We start from the raw sequence: 14,875 nt of genomic DNA, 5'->3' as shown, positions 1-14,875 counted from the left end.
GTGTTTCTAGAAAACTGTATTTGAACAATTTTTTTCGAAATATAGTTAAAAGAAATTTCAATAAATCTCTTTATCTTTTTTTTTCTTTTCTCCTAACCAAATTTGAAGACTAAGATGCATCTGTTTTGTGTTTAATTCAAAACTAAATAACGTAAAATTAAGATTAAATGTTAATTCTATAACATGGAACTACTGTTGAATTTTCAAATTTTAGATTTAAAAATTCCGAATTTCTTATTATTTAATCAGTATGTCCTGTTTTACTAAAAAAAAGAGATGGAATTGAGGCGCGCTCTATTATTAAAAAATTAGAATTTTATTATTAAAAAAACGTTTCATGCAATATTTATGTGCTCGAGAACATAAATATTATGTGTTCGAGCACATTTTTTGTGTTTTTCCTTGTTTAATAAAAATATAATCTATAGTTTCGTCACATGTTAAAGAATAACACCTCTTTTATTAGATTAAAATTTGATGTTTTTGAAGATTATATGAGAGGATAAATGTAGCAATGTGCATTAAAAAAAGATGGTGGATTTAGACAGAGATTAGCTATGTTAAGAAATTATAAATCAAAATTTTTAGAGTTCATTTTCCTTAATTTAAAAATAGACATACGACACTTAAAACAGAATAAACCAACAAACAATTATTAACTAAAAACCATTTCAAGAGTATGAAATTATTAACCCAAAAAAAACCTAGGGATTTAGTGATTAACAATCTGTCCCACAAAGAAATTAAATTAACGCTTCTTTCTTTATTAGCTTTAACTTTTCAAGTTTCCACAGCTTCGACAATAAAAACGGTTGCGTCATACGATATTAATTTATCATTGGTTCAGAAAGTTGTAAAAGGAAAAGTGACTGATGAAAGTGGTGCACCTCTTCCTGGAGCTAATGTACTTATCAAAGGCACTACGGTAGGAGTTCAGACAGATGCTGACGGTAATTTTTCTATTGAAGTGTTGGGAAATAGCAACACTTTAGTTGTTTCATTCATTGGAATGGAAGAACAAGAGGTTACCATTGGCGTTGGAACATTAAAAATTGTTTTAAAAGAAACGGGTCAAAAATTAAATGAAGTAGTTATTGTAGGTTATAGTACGATTAAAAAAGAAAGTCTTACGGGGTCGTTGCAAACTGTTAGTAACAAGAAGCTTACGGATGCAACAACTACTTCTGTCGAAAATTTATTGTCGGGTAAAGCTACTGGGGTTCAAGTAACTTCAGGATCTGGTCAGCCAGGATCTTCAGGGAAAATAGTCATTCGCGGAAAAACTACTGTAAACGGTAGTACTGATCCATTATGGGTAGTTGACGGAGTTATTGTAGGAAGTAGTGCCGGAAATATTAATCCTACTGATATTGAAAGTCTGACGGTACTTAAGGATGCAGCTTCTACAGCTGTTTACGGTTCACAAGGAGCAAACGGTGTTATCGTTGTTACAACAAAAAGTGGAAAATCTGGAAAAGCGACTATTAGTTTTTCTACAAAAATGGCTGCTACGACTTTGAATACAGGTAATTTTGATATTATGAATGGGGCTGAATTGTACGATTTGTACGATTCGTTTTCGAATAAACAAGACTTTTCAACAGCTTGGTGGTGGAATCCGGAATTAAGAAACAAAAACTTTGACTGGTGGAACAATGCCACAACAACAGGTTTAGCAACAGATCATAACCTGGCAATAAGTGGAGGTAATGAGAATTTTAAAAGCTACGTTTCTTTGGGGGTGTATGATGAAACTGCTGCTATAAAAGGATATGATTTTAACCGATACAATATACTCTTAAAATTCAGCTATAAAGTAAATAATTGGTTAACAATAAAACCCCAAATTAATGCTTCACGCAGAGATGTGTTAAATAAGCAACATTCTGTGGGGGCAATGTATGGCAATATGCCTTGGGACAATCCGTATTTAGAAGATGGCACTTTGGTGGGGAATCAACCGAATCCAACATGGGTAAATACAACGGGTTCTAACTATTTGTATGATTTACAGTGGGATTACAGTGAGTCTCAAGCGTACGATGTTAGAAGTAATTTTGACTTTGATATAAAACTTATGGATTGGTTAACATTTGCTTCTGTAAATAACTATATCTTTTCACATTCTAATTCTATGTTCTATTCAGATCCACGTTCTTCCAGCGGTTTAGCCGTAAACGGTAGGCTGGAAGACTACATGAGTTCTTATAATAGAGCGTATACGAATCAATTATTCAAATTCAACAGATCATACGGTAAGCATGATTTTAATGCTATCGCAGGTTATGAATGGAATGAATTCAACTCTAAAAACACAGAAGGAATTGCTACAGGATTTGCACCGGGATTTATAGTGGGTGATGTAGCCTCAATTCCTGAAAAAGTAAAAGGAAGCAGAGCACAATGGGCCGTTCAATCATTATTGTCTAATGTAAATTATACGTATGATAATAAGTACTTAGCACAAGTTTCTTTAAGACGCGACGGGGCTTCCAATTTTGGGGTTAATTCACAATATGGAAATTTCTTCTCTGTAAGTGGTGGATGGAATATTCATAATGAAGACTTCTTTAAAGCGGATTATATTACGAACTTAAAACTTAGAGCGAGTTACGGGTCTGTTGGAAACAGACCAAACAGTCTTTATCCACATTATGCATTGTATTCTTTAACGACAGGTTACAATGAAAACCCGGGGGCTCTTATCTCTCAAATTGCGAATCCAGATTTAAGTTGGGAAAAAACGTATACAACCGGAATTGGTTTAGATATTTCGTTTTTAAGACGATTCAACCTTACTTTAGACTATTATGATAAAGACACCTCTGGTTTATTGTATCAAGTTCCTTTGCCAGGAGTAATTGGAGTTACCAGTATTTGGAAAAACGTAGGAGCTGTAAGAAACAAAGGTTTTGAAGCTGCACTTAATGTTGAAATTATTAATAATGAAGATTGGAAATGGTCTGTTGATGCTAATATTGGCACAAATAAAAACAAGGTTACGAGTCTTTACGGTACAAGAAAAGAAATCATTGTTGGAGATGGATCTGGTATTGCCGGTTCAGCCAATAAACTGTTGACTCCAGGAAAAGATGTAGATACGTGGTACCTTACGGAATGGGCAGGTGTAGATCCAGAGACAGGAAAACCACAGTGGTATGAAACCAATGCAGCAGGAGAACGCGTTAAAACCTTCAGTTATAGTGCAGCTTCAAAAACACCGATAGCTATGGGGGCGTATACTCCTTCTTTCTTTGGTGGATTTTCAACGAATTTGAATTACAAGAATTTTGATCTTGCTGCCATGTTCTCTTATTCAGTGGGTGGTGAAATTTATAATTATGCCAGAGCAGAATTTGATTCAGATGGAGCCTATACGGATCGTAACCAAATGAATCTGCAAAGCGGATGGAGCCGTTGGGAAAAACCGGGAGATATTGCTACTCATCCTCAAGCGAGTTATAACAATAAAAGTAACTCAAACAAAGCATCGTCTCGTTTTTTAGAATCAGGAACGTATCTAAAAATGAGAAGCCTTTCTTTAGGATATAACTTAAATGTTGAGCGTTTCAATATTTCGAATCTTAGACTATTTGTAGCTGCAGAAAACGTTTTTACCATTTCTAAATTCTCTGGAGTTGATCCTGAGATACCACCTGCTAACGGGCAAATTACAGGAGTTGCGACATCAGTATATCCACAGACACGCAAATTTGTATTAGGTCTTAATCTTACTCTTTAAAAAAATAAATCATGAAAAAGATATTTATATTATTTATTACAATTAGTTTCTTATACTCTTGTGAGCTAGAGAGAGAACCATTTAATTCGTACACTGAAGATAAAGTTCTTGCAGATAAAGAAGCGGCTGTCGAAGTACTTTTAAATGGTTGTTATGCACAACTTAAAGGATGGTCAGATGTTATGCACCGAGTAGGAGAATATCCTGGCGATAATATTATGATACGTGGAACATCTACGGATTCATTCTATTCCTTTATTTCTTATCAACATATTCCAAATAATGGTCGATTATCTGTTTTTTGGAACAACAGTTATAAAATTATTTCTCAATCAAGTGATTTGATGAAAAAGATTACTGAAGGAGAAAGTGTGCAAATGGATCAGCAATTGGGAGAAGCCTATTATTTAAGAGGAATGATTTACTTTTATTTATCTCGTACCTACGGCAGACCTTATTCACAATCCCCTGAATCTAATTTGGGAGTGCCAATTGTAAACGGATTGCCTGCTGATATAGATAATTTACGTCTACCAGACAGATCCACAATTAAAGATAGTTACCAACAAGCTATAAATGATTTGAAAAAAGCAGAAACGCTAATGACAGTAAAACGTAGTGCTACCTATGCAACCAGAGAGGCAGCGCAAGCGATGCTATCAAGAGTGTACTTGTATATGAGCGGAACGTACCAAAGTCCAAATCAAGAATATGCTACTCTTTCTATAGAATATGCTAATAAAGTAATTGCGAGCGGTAATTACAATTTGCTTAGCAGAGCTGATTTTATGAAATACAACACGTTTGCTCCTGATGCTGCTGGACAAACCGAAACCATTTTTGCTGTTAAGCGTGTGGCTTCAGAGTTCTCTGGTTTTGATCATTATTATGGTATTGGTGGCATGTATGCCAATATTCAAGGTCAAGGTTGGGGCGAAATGTATGCCAGTGCCAAATATTTAGATTTACTACGTAAAGCAGGTAAGAAAAACGATGCGCGTTGGGCATTTATTGAGCCTCAATATGTGACTGATGCCGCCAAAAATAAAACAGAAGCATTTCGTTTTATCCATGATTCTTATAACACAAGCGGAGTACAAACGGGTTATAACTATCTGCAACAACCGCTTAAACGCAATACTGACGGTACATTTTACATTAATATTGGAACGGACAAATACGATCTAACAGAAGTTAATGCTGCTGAAAATAGTTATTCAATTGTATATAAAGGAAAAACGTATATAGGTGAAAAAGATTATATGATGTTGTTAAACCGTGTATATCCAATGTACTATATCACTAAATGTTCTTTACAGGATAATGATTCGCATCTTCATTCACCAACAATTTCAAGATTAGCAGAAATGTATTTGAATATGGCAGAAGCATATGCTAAAAAAGGAGATTACACAAATGCCCGTATCAATCTGAATATAGTAAGAGAAAGATCAATTCCTGGTGCTGGATATACTTCATTAACTAGTGCCAACGCGATCCAACTTATTGATGAAGAACGTCAATTAGAATTAGCCTTTGAAGCTCATAGAGGCTACGATGTATATAGAAACGGGCAAACAATGACACGTCGTTATCCAGGACCGCATCCTGCAATGGAAGATGTTCCTGCATCAAGTTTGCGCGTGGTACAATACATTCCTCAATCAGAAATAAATGCTTATCCAGGAACACTAACCCAAAATCAATAATAGAAGGTTAGAATGATGTTGTTAAAACGTCCATTTGGTTAAAAATAAAAGGTGTCAGAAAAGGTGATTACTGAACAGAAATAAGTATAAAAAATTAGAGATGAAAAAAAGATTCTTTACAAAACTATTAGCAATCATATTATTGATTCCGCTAACCTCTTGTAGCGGTAGTGACAGAAGTAGTGAAATTGGTGGGGATGATTCTAAAATGATATCCAAAATTTCTTTGCCTCTTGGTGGAAATGCTTTTAGTTCAACTCCCTTCGCAGAAGTTGAAACCATTACAAAAAATGGAATCGAGTATTGGACCAATTCTGAAGAATATTTTATTGCTTATTTTCGAATTTCTGAACCGGGAGTTTTCCAATTCTCAATAAATAAGGAGTCATTGGTAGTTCTTGGGAAATCAACTTTAGAATTCACCATTAACAATGAATCCAAGAGAGTTGAATTCAACGACACCAAAAAAGATTCTTACCAAATAGGACGTTGGGAAATTACTGAGCCGGGTTATGTTGCTTTAAAAATAAAAGGAATCAGCAAGAATAAAAGTAATTTTCCTTCTATTTCAAGCGTAACAATTAACAGTTCGATAGCTAAAGACAAAATTGCATTTGTTCAAAATGACGAAGGTAGTTTTTATCATTGGGGAAGAAGAGGACCTTCCGTACACTTAAATTATCAAGTGCCAACAGATGCAACTATTGAATGGTACTACAACGAAGTTACGGTACCAACAGGCCAAGATATTATAGGTTCTTATTATATGGCAAATGGATTTGCAGAAGGCTATTTTGGTATTCAAGTTAATTCGGATACAGAGCGCAGGGTATTGTTCTCTGTTTGGAGCCCATTTGTAACGGATGATCCAGCAACTATTCCAGATTCTAAAAAAATTAAACTTCTTAAAAAAGGAGTAGGAGTAACAACAGGAGAATTTGGCAATGAGGGTTCCGGTGGACAAAGTTATTTGAAGTACAATTGGATTGCAGGAAATACGTATAAATTTTTACTCCGTGGAGTTCCTCAAAACGACAATTCAACAACCTATACCGCTTACTTTTTTGCACCCGAATTAAACCAATGGCAATTAATAGCCAGCTTTAATCGTCCGGAAACTAATACTTATTTAAAACGATTTCATTCGTTCTTAGAAAATTTTTCTCCGGAACAAGGAAATAAATCTCGCGAAGTATTATTAAGTAATCAATGGTATTGTGACGCTAACGGAAATTGGACAGAGATTAACTCCGCAAAATTCACAACAGACAACACGGGTACTATAGGATACCGTATGGATTATTCCGGTGGCTTGCTAAATAACGAATCATTCTATTTGAAAAATGGAGGCTTTTTTAATAATTTTACCAAAGCACAAAGCGTTTTTACAAGACCATTACATCAGAAAAAACCTAATATTGATTTTAATGCATTACCGTAAAGAGTCCTCACGGTTTAAGCTAAAAATAATAATAAAGTATTGCAGAATGGGTAATCTACAGCTTGATTATCCTCCTTTTTTTAATAAATAAATAAAATTATGAAAACTAGTATTTTTAAAGTGCTACTTATTTCCTTTCTTTTTTTAGGATGGGCAAATGTATCGGCTCAAATGATTAAAACCCCAGCTCCAAAACGTGCTAAAGGACAAACGGATGTTTTGCGTCTTGCTACAGCTCCCATTCCTACGGTTCGTATCGCCTTCATCGGTTTAGGAATGCGTGGTCCGGGTGCGGTAGAACGTATGACCCATATTCCGGGAGTTGAAATTATTGCATTGTGCGATATGCTAGAAACTAACACGAAATCGGCAAATGAAATTCTTACTAAAGCAGGACTTCCAAAAGCGAAAGAATTTTTTGGAGATGAAAATGCTTGGAGAAAAGTAACGGCACTTCCTAATGTAGATCTTGTGTATGTAGCAACAGATTGGAAAAACCATGCAAAAATTGGCGTTCAAGCCATGAAAGATGGTAAAAACGTAGCCATTGAAGTTCCAGGAGCCATGACTATGGAAGAAATTTGGGATTTGATTAATACTTCCGAAAAAACTCGTAAGCATTGCATGCAGCTTGAAAATTGTGTGTATGACTTCTTCGAATTGACGACATTAAATATGGCTCAACAAGGATTGTTTGGAGAAATTATGCATGCCGAAGGGGCTTATATCCACGGACTTCAGCCTTTCTGGGGCGAGTACTGGAATAACTGGCGTATGGATTACAATAGAAAACACCGTGGTGATATTTATGCAACCCATGGAATGGGACCAGCGTGTCAAGCATTGAATATTCATCGTGGTGACAAAATGAATTTTTTGGTTTCTATGGATACTAAAGCCGTTGGTAATCCTGCTTACATTAAAGAAAAATCAGGAATAGAAGTTACTGACTTTAGAAATGGAGATCATACCATGACAATGATTCGTACCGAAAAAGGAAAAACAATCCAAATTCAGCATGATGTGACTTCACCGCGTCCATACAGCCGTATGTATCAACTTAGCGGAACAAAGGGTTTTGCCAATAAATATCCTTTAGAAGGTTATGCTTTGGATTCTAAATCTGTAGGTTCAGATATTACACCAAATCATGAAAAATTGAATGCTCACAGTTTTGTTCCTGCTGATGTGAAAAAAGCTTTAATGGAAAAATACAAACACCCAATTGTAGCTGGAATAGAGGAAAAAGCCAAAAAAGTTGGCGGTCATGGCGGGATGGACTTTATAATGGATTACCGTTTGATTTATTGTTTACAAAACGGACTCCCATTAGATATGGATGTGTATGATCTGGCAGAATGGTCCTGTCTTGCTCCTCTTACAGAAATTTCTTTGGATAACAATTCTGCACCAGTTGAAATTCCTGATTTCACTCGTGGCGGTTGGCAAAAATTAAAAGGATTAGAGTTTTCTAAATAAGAAATAAATACCGATTAGTTAAAAAAAAAGAGGGTAATACACTATGTATTACTCTCTTTTGTACGTTGAATAAATACTTTTATATCTGTCTTAAGTTTCAATTTTAGCTATTAATAGCTTTAAAAAAGATAGTAGGTAGTTTAAGATAAATAACCCTCTTAAAACTAAAATTAGATAAACCTATAGCATTGTATAATTGTATAAAGGTCAGGAATGGTTGAAGAAAAAAATATTCATCTAGTTTTTGCTAATTTGCCAACAATAAACTAATTTAGAAATTGTTTCTTAAACATAAGCAGGTAAGAATTTTGTGAAATTTGAAAGAATAAAAATAATTAATATTAATTGAAAGACGTAAATATGATAAAGTCATTTTTCTTTTCGCTTCTTTTATGTAGCACATTCTCATTTGCTCAAGAAGTAAAAATCATTCCTCAGCCAGCCGAAGTTGTTACTAATACGGGTAGTTTTGTTATTAGCCCAAAAACAAGCTTGGTGGTTGCTAACAAAGGAGATAAAGCTACGGCAGCGTTCTTCAATACATATTTATTAGAGTATTATGGATTTGAATTAGCAGTAGTTCAAAAAGCTTCTAAGAACAGTATTGTTTTGAAAAGTATTCAAAATATTGATGGGCTTAAAGGGGAAGGTTATAGTTTAAAATCGGATAAGGACGTCGTATTGATTGAAGGGAATTCAAATCAAGGAACTTTTTATGGTATGCAAACACTAATTCAACTGCTTCCTACAGAGAAAAGCAATAGTCTAAAGATTGCTTTGGTACAGGTAAAAGATGAACCACGTTTTGCCTATAGAGGTTCGATGTTGGATGTAAGTCGTCATTTTTTCCCGGTTTCATTCGTTAAAAAGTATATTGATTACCTAGCCTTGCATAAAATGAATTATTTCCATTGGCACCTGACCGAAGATCAAGGTTGGAGAATTGAAATAAAAAAATATCCCAGACTTACTGAAGTAGGTTCTAAAAGAAATGGATCTATCATAGGAAGGTATCCGGGTAAAGGAAGTGACAATACACCCGAAGAAGGTTTTTATACCCAAGAGGAAGTAAAAGATATTGTGAAGTATGCTTCTGACCGATTTATTACGGTAATTCCAGAAATTGAAATGCCGGGACATAGTAGTGCCGCTATTGCCGCTTATCCGATGTTGAGTTGTTTTCCAAATGAAAAAACAGTTATACCAGATGCTATGATTTCTGAAAAAAGTAAGCAGGAACTAGCAAATGGCAGGGTAAAACTGGTTCAGGAAACGTGGGGTGTTTTTACCGATGTGTATGCTCCAACCGAATATACTTTCAACTTTCTTGAAGATGTTCTTGATGAGATAATGGCGCTGTTTCCTTCAAAATATATCCATGTTGGTGGGGATGAATCTCCTAAAGATGCCTGGAAAAGAAGCGAGTTTTGTCAGCAGCTGATAAAAGAAAAAGGCTTGAAGGATGAGCACGAACTTCAAAGCTATTTTATCCAACGCATGGAAAAATACATTAATAAAAACGGAAGAACCTTAATAGGTTGGGACGAAATATTAGAAGGTGGTCTGGCTCCAAATGCAATTGTTATGAGCTGGAGAGGTGAAGCTGGCGGAATAGCGGCAGCCAAAGAAAATCATCAGGTGATTATGACTCCGGGAAGCCACGTTTATCTGGATCATTCCCAAACAAAAAATGAAAAAGAAGTTACTATTGGCGGTTTTACCTCATTGGAAAAAATATACAGTTATGAGCCTATTCCTAAAGAATTGAATGCGCAACAAGCTAAATATGTAATGGGTGCCCAAGGAAATGTGTGGACAGAATATATGACTAATACAGCCAAAGTAGAATATATGATTTTCCCACGTTTGAGTGCCCTTAGCGAAGTGTTATGGTCACCAAAGGAAAATAAAAATTGGCCTTCTTTTCAAACTAAAATTGAGACAATGAAAAAAAGATATGATATGTGGGGCGCTAATTATTTTAAAGAAAAAGAATAATAATTGCACCCAACAGGTTACTATTTTAGTCTAAATATGTTAAATAAAAAGAGGCTGTCCGAAAGGGCAGCCTTTTTTATACATCTAAATTTTATTCCTAACTGGTTTCTGTACTATTGAAAAAAGAGTAAAAAAGCAACTCCGAAGCAGAATGATTTCATTTGGTTGTGTTTAAAGTACTCATTCTTCCTTTTTAAATTTGTTGTTCTTTGGAGCGTTTCAAAATTTTGCGAGAATAGTAGAAATTAAGATAGATTCTAATATTTCCATCTGACAAAAGCCTCCATCGCAGCATAATTTGACAATCCTAATTGTACATATAACGCTGCTGTTTCTCCATTTCTATCTTCCGCTCTTTGCCAAAATTCTCTTGCATCAGACCCTTGAAATACAACGCCATCTTTTTGAGATTGATGCTTGAAAATTCCGTGTCTTTTATCTAATACCTGATCCGGACTCATGGGTACAGCCATTTCAATTTCGTCGATTCCCCATTCCTGCCAGGCGCCTCTGTACAGCCAAACCCAGCAATCTTTCATAAAATCTTTTGATTTCAATCGTTTTACTGCTTCAAAAATGGCATCCAAACATACTTTATGCGTTCCATGCGGATCCGCTAAATCACCTGCGGCATATATTTGGTGTGGTTGTATTTTCTCGATAAGATCCATGGTAAACTGGATGTCTATTTCTCCCAAAGGTTTTTTCTCAATCGTTCCTGTTTCATAGAAAGGCAGTTCCATAAAGTGAATTTGCTCATCTGACAAACCAACGAAATTACTGGTCGATCGCGCTTCTCCTTTTCGAATCAACCCTTTCAAATAGCGCACTTCAGGAATGTCTATTTCACTTGCTTTTTTGTTTTTAAGAAATGCTATCGATTTTTTATAAATATCCTCTGCTTCACTACTTTTTATTCCAAATTTTTCATTGTAATCACAAACAAATCTGGCAAATCGTAGTGCCTCATCATCAGCAACAGCAATATTTCCAGAGGTTTGGTAGGCCACATGCACTTCATGCCCTTGTTGTTGCAATCGCATAAAAGTTCCTCCCATACTGATAATATCATCATCTGGATGCGGACTAAAAATCAGTACTCTCTTTCTAGCCGGTTCCGCTCTTTCGGGTCTATTGGAGTCATCAGCATTTGGTTTTCCTCCCGGCCATCCGGTAATTGTATTTTGTAATTTGTTGAATATTTTGATGTTGATGTCGTACGCTGGACCTGAATCAGCCAGTAAATCACTCATTCCGTTCTCAATATAATCTGCATCCGTAGGCATCAAAATAGGTTTCTTTAAATCAAGTGCTAACCCTAATACTGCTTTTCTGGTCAATCGATCTGTCCAAACAATTTTCTCCACTAACCAAGGCCTATTAATTCGTGTTAGTTTTGAAGAAGCTTCTTTATCTAAAACAAAAACAGCATTATTGTGCTCTTGCAAAAAGGATGCAGGAATTTGATTGGTTATGGTTCCTTCAACAGAAGCTTTAATGATGCTCGATTTTCCTTCGCCCCAAGCCATTAGGATCACTTGTTTGGCTTCCATTATTTTTTTAACTCCAAGCGTGATTGCTGTTCTGGGTGTGTTGCCCAATCCAGAAAAATCGCCACTTGCCGCCACTCTGGTAATGTGATCTAATGCCACCAATCTTGTTTTTGAATTCTGTAAAGAACCAGATTCATTGAACCCAATATGACCGTTTCCGCCAATTCCTAAAATCTGCAAATCAATGCCACCCAAAGCTTCTATTTTGGCTTCATAATTAGCACAATAATCCGCAATTTCCTCTTTGGATAACGTTCCATCCGGAATATGATAATTTTCTGGTAGGATATCCACTTGATCCAATAGTAATTCTTTCATAAATCGCACATAGCTGTTTATAGAATCCGGTTCCATTGGGTAATATTCGTCTAAGTTGAATGTAATTACATTTTTGAAACTCAGACCTTCTTCTTTATGCAGGCGTACTAATTCAGCATACAATCCTTTGGGCGAAGACCCTGTTGCCAAGCCTAATATGCAGGATTCCTGATTCTCTTGTTTTGACTTGATAAGTGTTGCTATTTGTTGCGCAACCGCTTTAGATGCCACAATTGAATTTTCAAAAACTACTGTGCCAATATTTTCGAATCTTTTTTCGAAACCTGTCGCCTTATCTATACTACTTTTTAACATTGTCAGTTATTTTTAAAAAAATTATTTCTCACTTAATACGTATTGTCTTCTGGACCAGCTTCGGTATTTGTGCCCTTTAAAAGCATAAAATATAATCATCAAATAAGAAGGCACTAAAATTAAATACGCAATTTGATTCCCACTTTTTGCTGTTTCTGCAACACCATTGGCTTCATTTGCCAAGTTGATAGTTTCTACCAAATAACCATAAAGCAATGGGAAAATTGCACCTCCAATAATACCCATAATCAATATGGCACTGGCTATTTTAGTATATCCGCCCAAATCTTGAAGCGCCATTGGCCATATTGCAGGCCAACAAAGTGCATTGGCAAGACCTAAAAGAGCGACTAAAATAATAACTAAAGGCAAAGCCGGTATCCCAGGTAAAGGAATCATTATAGTAGGGGAAATCGAGACAATTATTAAAACTAAAATTAATCCCAGAATTCCTGAAGCTTTTAGTGCCGTCACCTGCGAAACATATTTTGGTATTAATGTAATTCCTAAAATATATCCTATTACCATTGCGGTCATGGTAAATGAAGTTAGTTTTAAATAAAAATTACCATTTTCACCATATACGCCTAATTGTTTTCCGAAACCACCAATTGAATCTCCAGCTAAAACCTCGGCAGCCAAGTATAACATCAAGGTGATTACACCTAAAACTAATTGAGGATATTTAAAAGCATTTACAATCTGTTTAAAAACGCTTTGATTTAATACTTTCCCATCTTCATCCAGATCAATTTCCGGTAACGGAGATAGTTTGACTAAAGCGGCCAAGACAAGAATAATAGCTCCCATATACAAATACGGAGTCTGTAATTGTAGCGCAAGGGAATCTAAGACGGCAGATTTATTGGCATAATCCAGCACGGCAATTTTATCGGCCGTGTACTCCTGCATATTTGACAGCACCAAAGCTGTCAATACCAGCGGCGCAATAAATCCTGCTAATTTATTGGCAATCCCTAACACACTAATTCGTGCTGCAGCACTTTCTCTGGGACCAATAACAACTACATAAGGATTTGCCGCCGTTTGCAAAATTGCCAAACCAGTCCCCATAACAAATAAAGCCACCAGAAATAGAAGGAAAGTGCGTACTTCGGCTGCGGGGTAAAACATAAATGCTCCAAAAGCAATTACTACTAATCCTACCGAAACACCGTTTTTATAACCTACTTTTTCTATAACCCAAGAGGAAGGAATCGCCATTACAAAATAAGCAATGTAAAAGGCAAAAGCCACAAAATAAGCCTGTGATGGAGACAATTCACACGCTAATTCAAAAAATGGAATTAGTGGACCATTCAACCAAGTTACAAATCCTAAAATGAAAAATAATGTGGTTAGAATAACCATTGGAATTAATGTATTCCCAGGTTTATTATTTATGGTGCTTTTACTTTGTGACATGTTAATTGTTTATAGGTTTTACAATTCCCAGTTGAGTACTGGATAGTATTTTTTTAAATAGGCTTTTACCTCGGCAATGTCTTCTTTTGCTGTTAAATCTGGAACATGTTCAGAGAACGGAATTCCTAATGTGGTCTCAGGATGCTCTTTTAGTGCGTTCAAAAGTACTGTTGGTAATTCTTTTTCGTCTCTTTCTGGATGAACGGGACAGTTTTTCAGATACGGGTATAAAAGCGCTCCGTTAAATTTAAAAGCGTTCATGCTCACTCTCAATTTTCCTTCGGCATCTTTGTAGCTTTCTAAAACGTCTGCAGTTGGTTTTTCTAGAATATCTAATAATTGATTGTTTACACTAAGCTTGGCAATGGCAAAACGAGAAATTCGATCTAACGGAAACTCCAATGCATCCCGGTTATAACTGATAAATGCATTTGGACTAGTGGTTTCCCTAAGTGCATATAAGGCTTCGGTAGAATATAAATTATCGCTATTGCAAACAGTATATTCTTGAGAATTCAATTCAGGATATTGCTCAGTAGCTTGGAATAAGGCATCAGCGGTACCAAATGGCTTTATTCTCCCTTCGGGAATGTATTGCGTTGCAAAGGAAATCGTTAAGCCATTGAAATCATTGTTGCTGTTTTTGCTTCCGTAAAACTCTTTGAATAAGTCTCCTTGTTCCCCAATAATAATATAAATGTTTTTATACCCTGCTTTTTTTGCATTTAATAAAAGGAAATCCAATAATGGTCTTCCGTTTGGTCCAACGCCAATTAATCCTTTACTTCTTTCATTCGCTTGCGCAATTTCTTCTTCACTCAAATTAGCCACTGTAACTTGTTTTTTCATTCGGGAAGATGTGCCACCAGCCAAAATAATTAGATTGTCATGCATA

8 protein-coding genes are annotated in these 14,875 nt (G+C 35.7%); 5 read left to right on the top strand and 3 right to left on the bottom strand.

What is annotated here, in order from left to right; genetic code table 11:
• The first annotated feature begins 679 nt into the window (after nt 1–679).
• From ACNQF8_RS08120 to ACNQF8_RS08100, 5 genes are all read left to right on the top strand, one after another.
• Nucleotides 680–3,742 (top strand): SusC/RagA family TonB-linked outer membrane protein, encoded by a 3,063-nt coding sequence (locus ACNQF8_RS08120; protein ID WP_417951959.1) that lies wholly within the window; start codon nt 680–682, stop codon nt 3,740–3,742.
• Between the two features lie 11 nt (nt 3,743–3,753).
• Nucleotides 3,754–5,451 carry a RagB/SusD family nutrient uptake outer membrane protein gene (locus tag ACNQF8_RS08115; RefSeq protein ID WP_417951958.1) on the top strand — a complete coding sequence of 566 codons (1,698 nt, stop codon included), beginning with the start codon at nt 3,754–3,756 and terminating at the stop codon, nt 5,449–5,451.
• Nucleotides 5,452–5,551: 100 nt separating this feature from the next.
• On the top strand, nt 5,552–6,892 hold the full coding sequence (locus tag ACNQF8_RS08110) for a DUF3472 domain-containing protein (protein WP_417953231.1): 1,341 nt from the start codon (nt 5,552–5,554) through the stop codon (nt 6,890–6,892).
• 99 nt (nt 6,893–6,991) lie between these two features.
• Nucleotides 6,992–8,371, top strand: a complete 1,380-nt coding sequence (locus ACNQF8_RS08105; protein WP_417951956.1) for a Gfo/Idh/MocA family protein — start codon at nt 6,992–6,994, stop codon at nt 8,369–8,371.
• Between the two features lie 360 nt (nt 8,372–8,731).
• Nucleotides 8,732–10,369 carry a beta-N-acetylhexosaminidase gene (locus ACNQF8_RS08100; protein WP_417951955.1) on the top strand — a complete coding sequence of 546 codons (1,638 nt, stop codon included), beginning with the start codon at nt 8,732–8,734 and terminating at the stop codon, nt 10,367–10,369.
• Nucleotides 10,370–10,626: 257 nt separating this feature from the next.
• Here ACNQF8_RS08100 and nagB read toward each other — a convergent pair whose 3' ends face one another.
• The 3 genes from nagB to ACNQF8_RS08085 are packed head-to-tail and all read right to left on the bottom strand — an operon-like array spanning nt 10,627 to nt 14,874.
• Complete coding sequence (gene nagB, locus ACNQF8_RS08095) at nt 10,627–12,555, bottom strand: glucosamine-6-phosphate deaminase (protein ID WP_417953230.1); 1,929 nt, start codon at nt 12,553–12,555, stop codon at nt 10,627–10,629.
• Between the two features lie 21 nt (nt 12,556–12,576).
• Nucleotides 12,577–13,980, bottom strand: coding sequence for a sugar MFS transporter (locus ACNQF8_RS08090; protein WP_417953229.1), 1,404 nt, complete (start codon nt 13,978–13,980; stop codon nt 12,577–12,579).
• 18 nt (nt 13,981–13,998) lie between these two features.
• Nucleotides 13,999–14,874, bottom strand: a complete 876-nt coding sequence (locus ACNQF8_RS08085; protein ID WP_417953228.1) for a sugar phosphate nucleotidyltransferase — start codon at nt 14,872–14,874, stop codon at nt 13,999–14,001.
• Nucleotide 14,875 lies beyond the last annotated feature (1 nt).

Source organism: Flavobacterium labens (genome assembly GCF_048286755.1).
GTDB lineage: Bacteria > Bacteroidota > Bacteroidia > Flavobacteriales > Flavobacteriaceae > Flavobacterium.
This window is presented reverse-complemented; position numbering and strand designations above follow the sequence as displayed.

Bases quoted from the DNA above. Each gene is read 5' to 3' on its own strand.
- ACNQF8_RS08120 (WP_417951959.1), top strand. From the start codon at position 680: ATGAAATTATTAACCCAAAAAAAACCTAGGGATTTAGTGATTAACAAT.
- ACNQF8_RS08115 (WP_417951958.1), top strand. From the start codon at position 3,754: ATGAAAAAGATATTTATATTATTTATTACAATTAGTTTCTTATACTCT.
- ACNQF8_RS08110 (WP_417953231.1), top strand. From the start codon at position 5,552: ATGAAAAAAAGATTCTTTACAAAACTATTAGCAATCATATTATTGATT.
- ACNQF8_RS08105 (WP_417951956.1), top strand. From the start codon at position 6,992: ATGAAAACTAGTATTTTTAAAGTGCTACTTATTTCCTTTCTTTTTTTA.
- ACNQF8_RS08100 (WP_417951955.1), top strand. From the start codon at position 8,732: ATGATAAAGTCATTTTTCTTTTCGCTTCTTTTATGTAGCACATTCTCA.
- nagB (WP_417953230.1), bottom strand. From the start codon at position 12,555: ATGTTAAAAAGTAGTATAGATAAGGCGACAGGTTTCGAAAAAAGATTC.
- ACNQF8_RS08090 (WP_417953229.1), bottom strand. From the start codon at position 13,980: ATGTCACAAAGTAAAAGCACCATAAATAATAAACCTGGGAATACATTA.
- ACNQF8_RS08085 (WP_417953228.1), bottom strand. From the start codon at position 14,874: ATGCATGACAATCTAATTATTTTGGCTGGTGGCACATCTTCCCGAATG.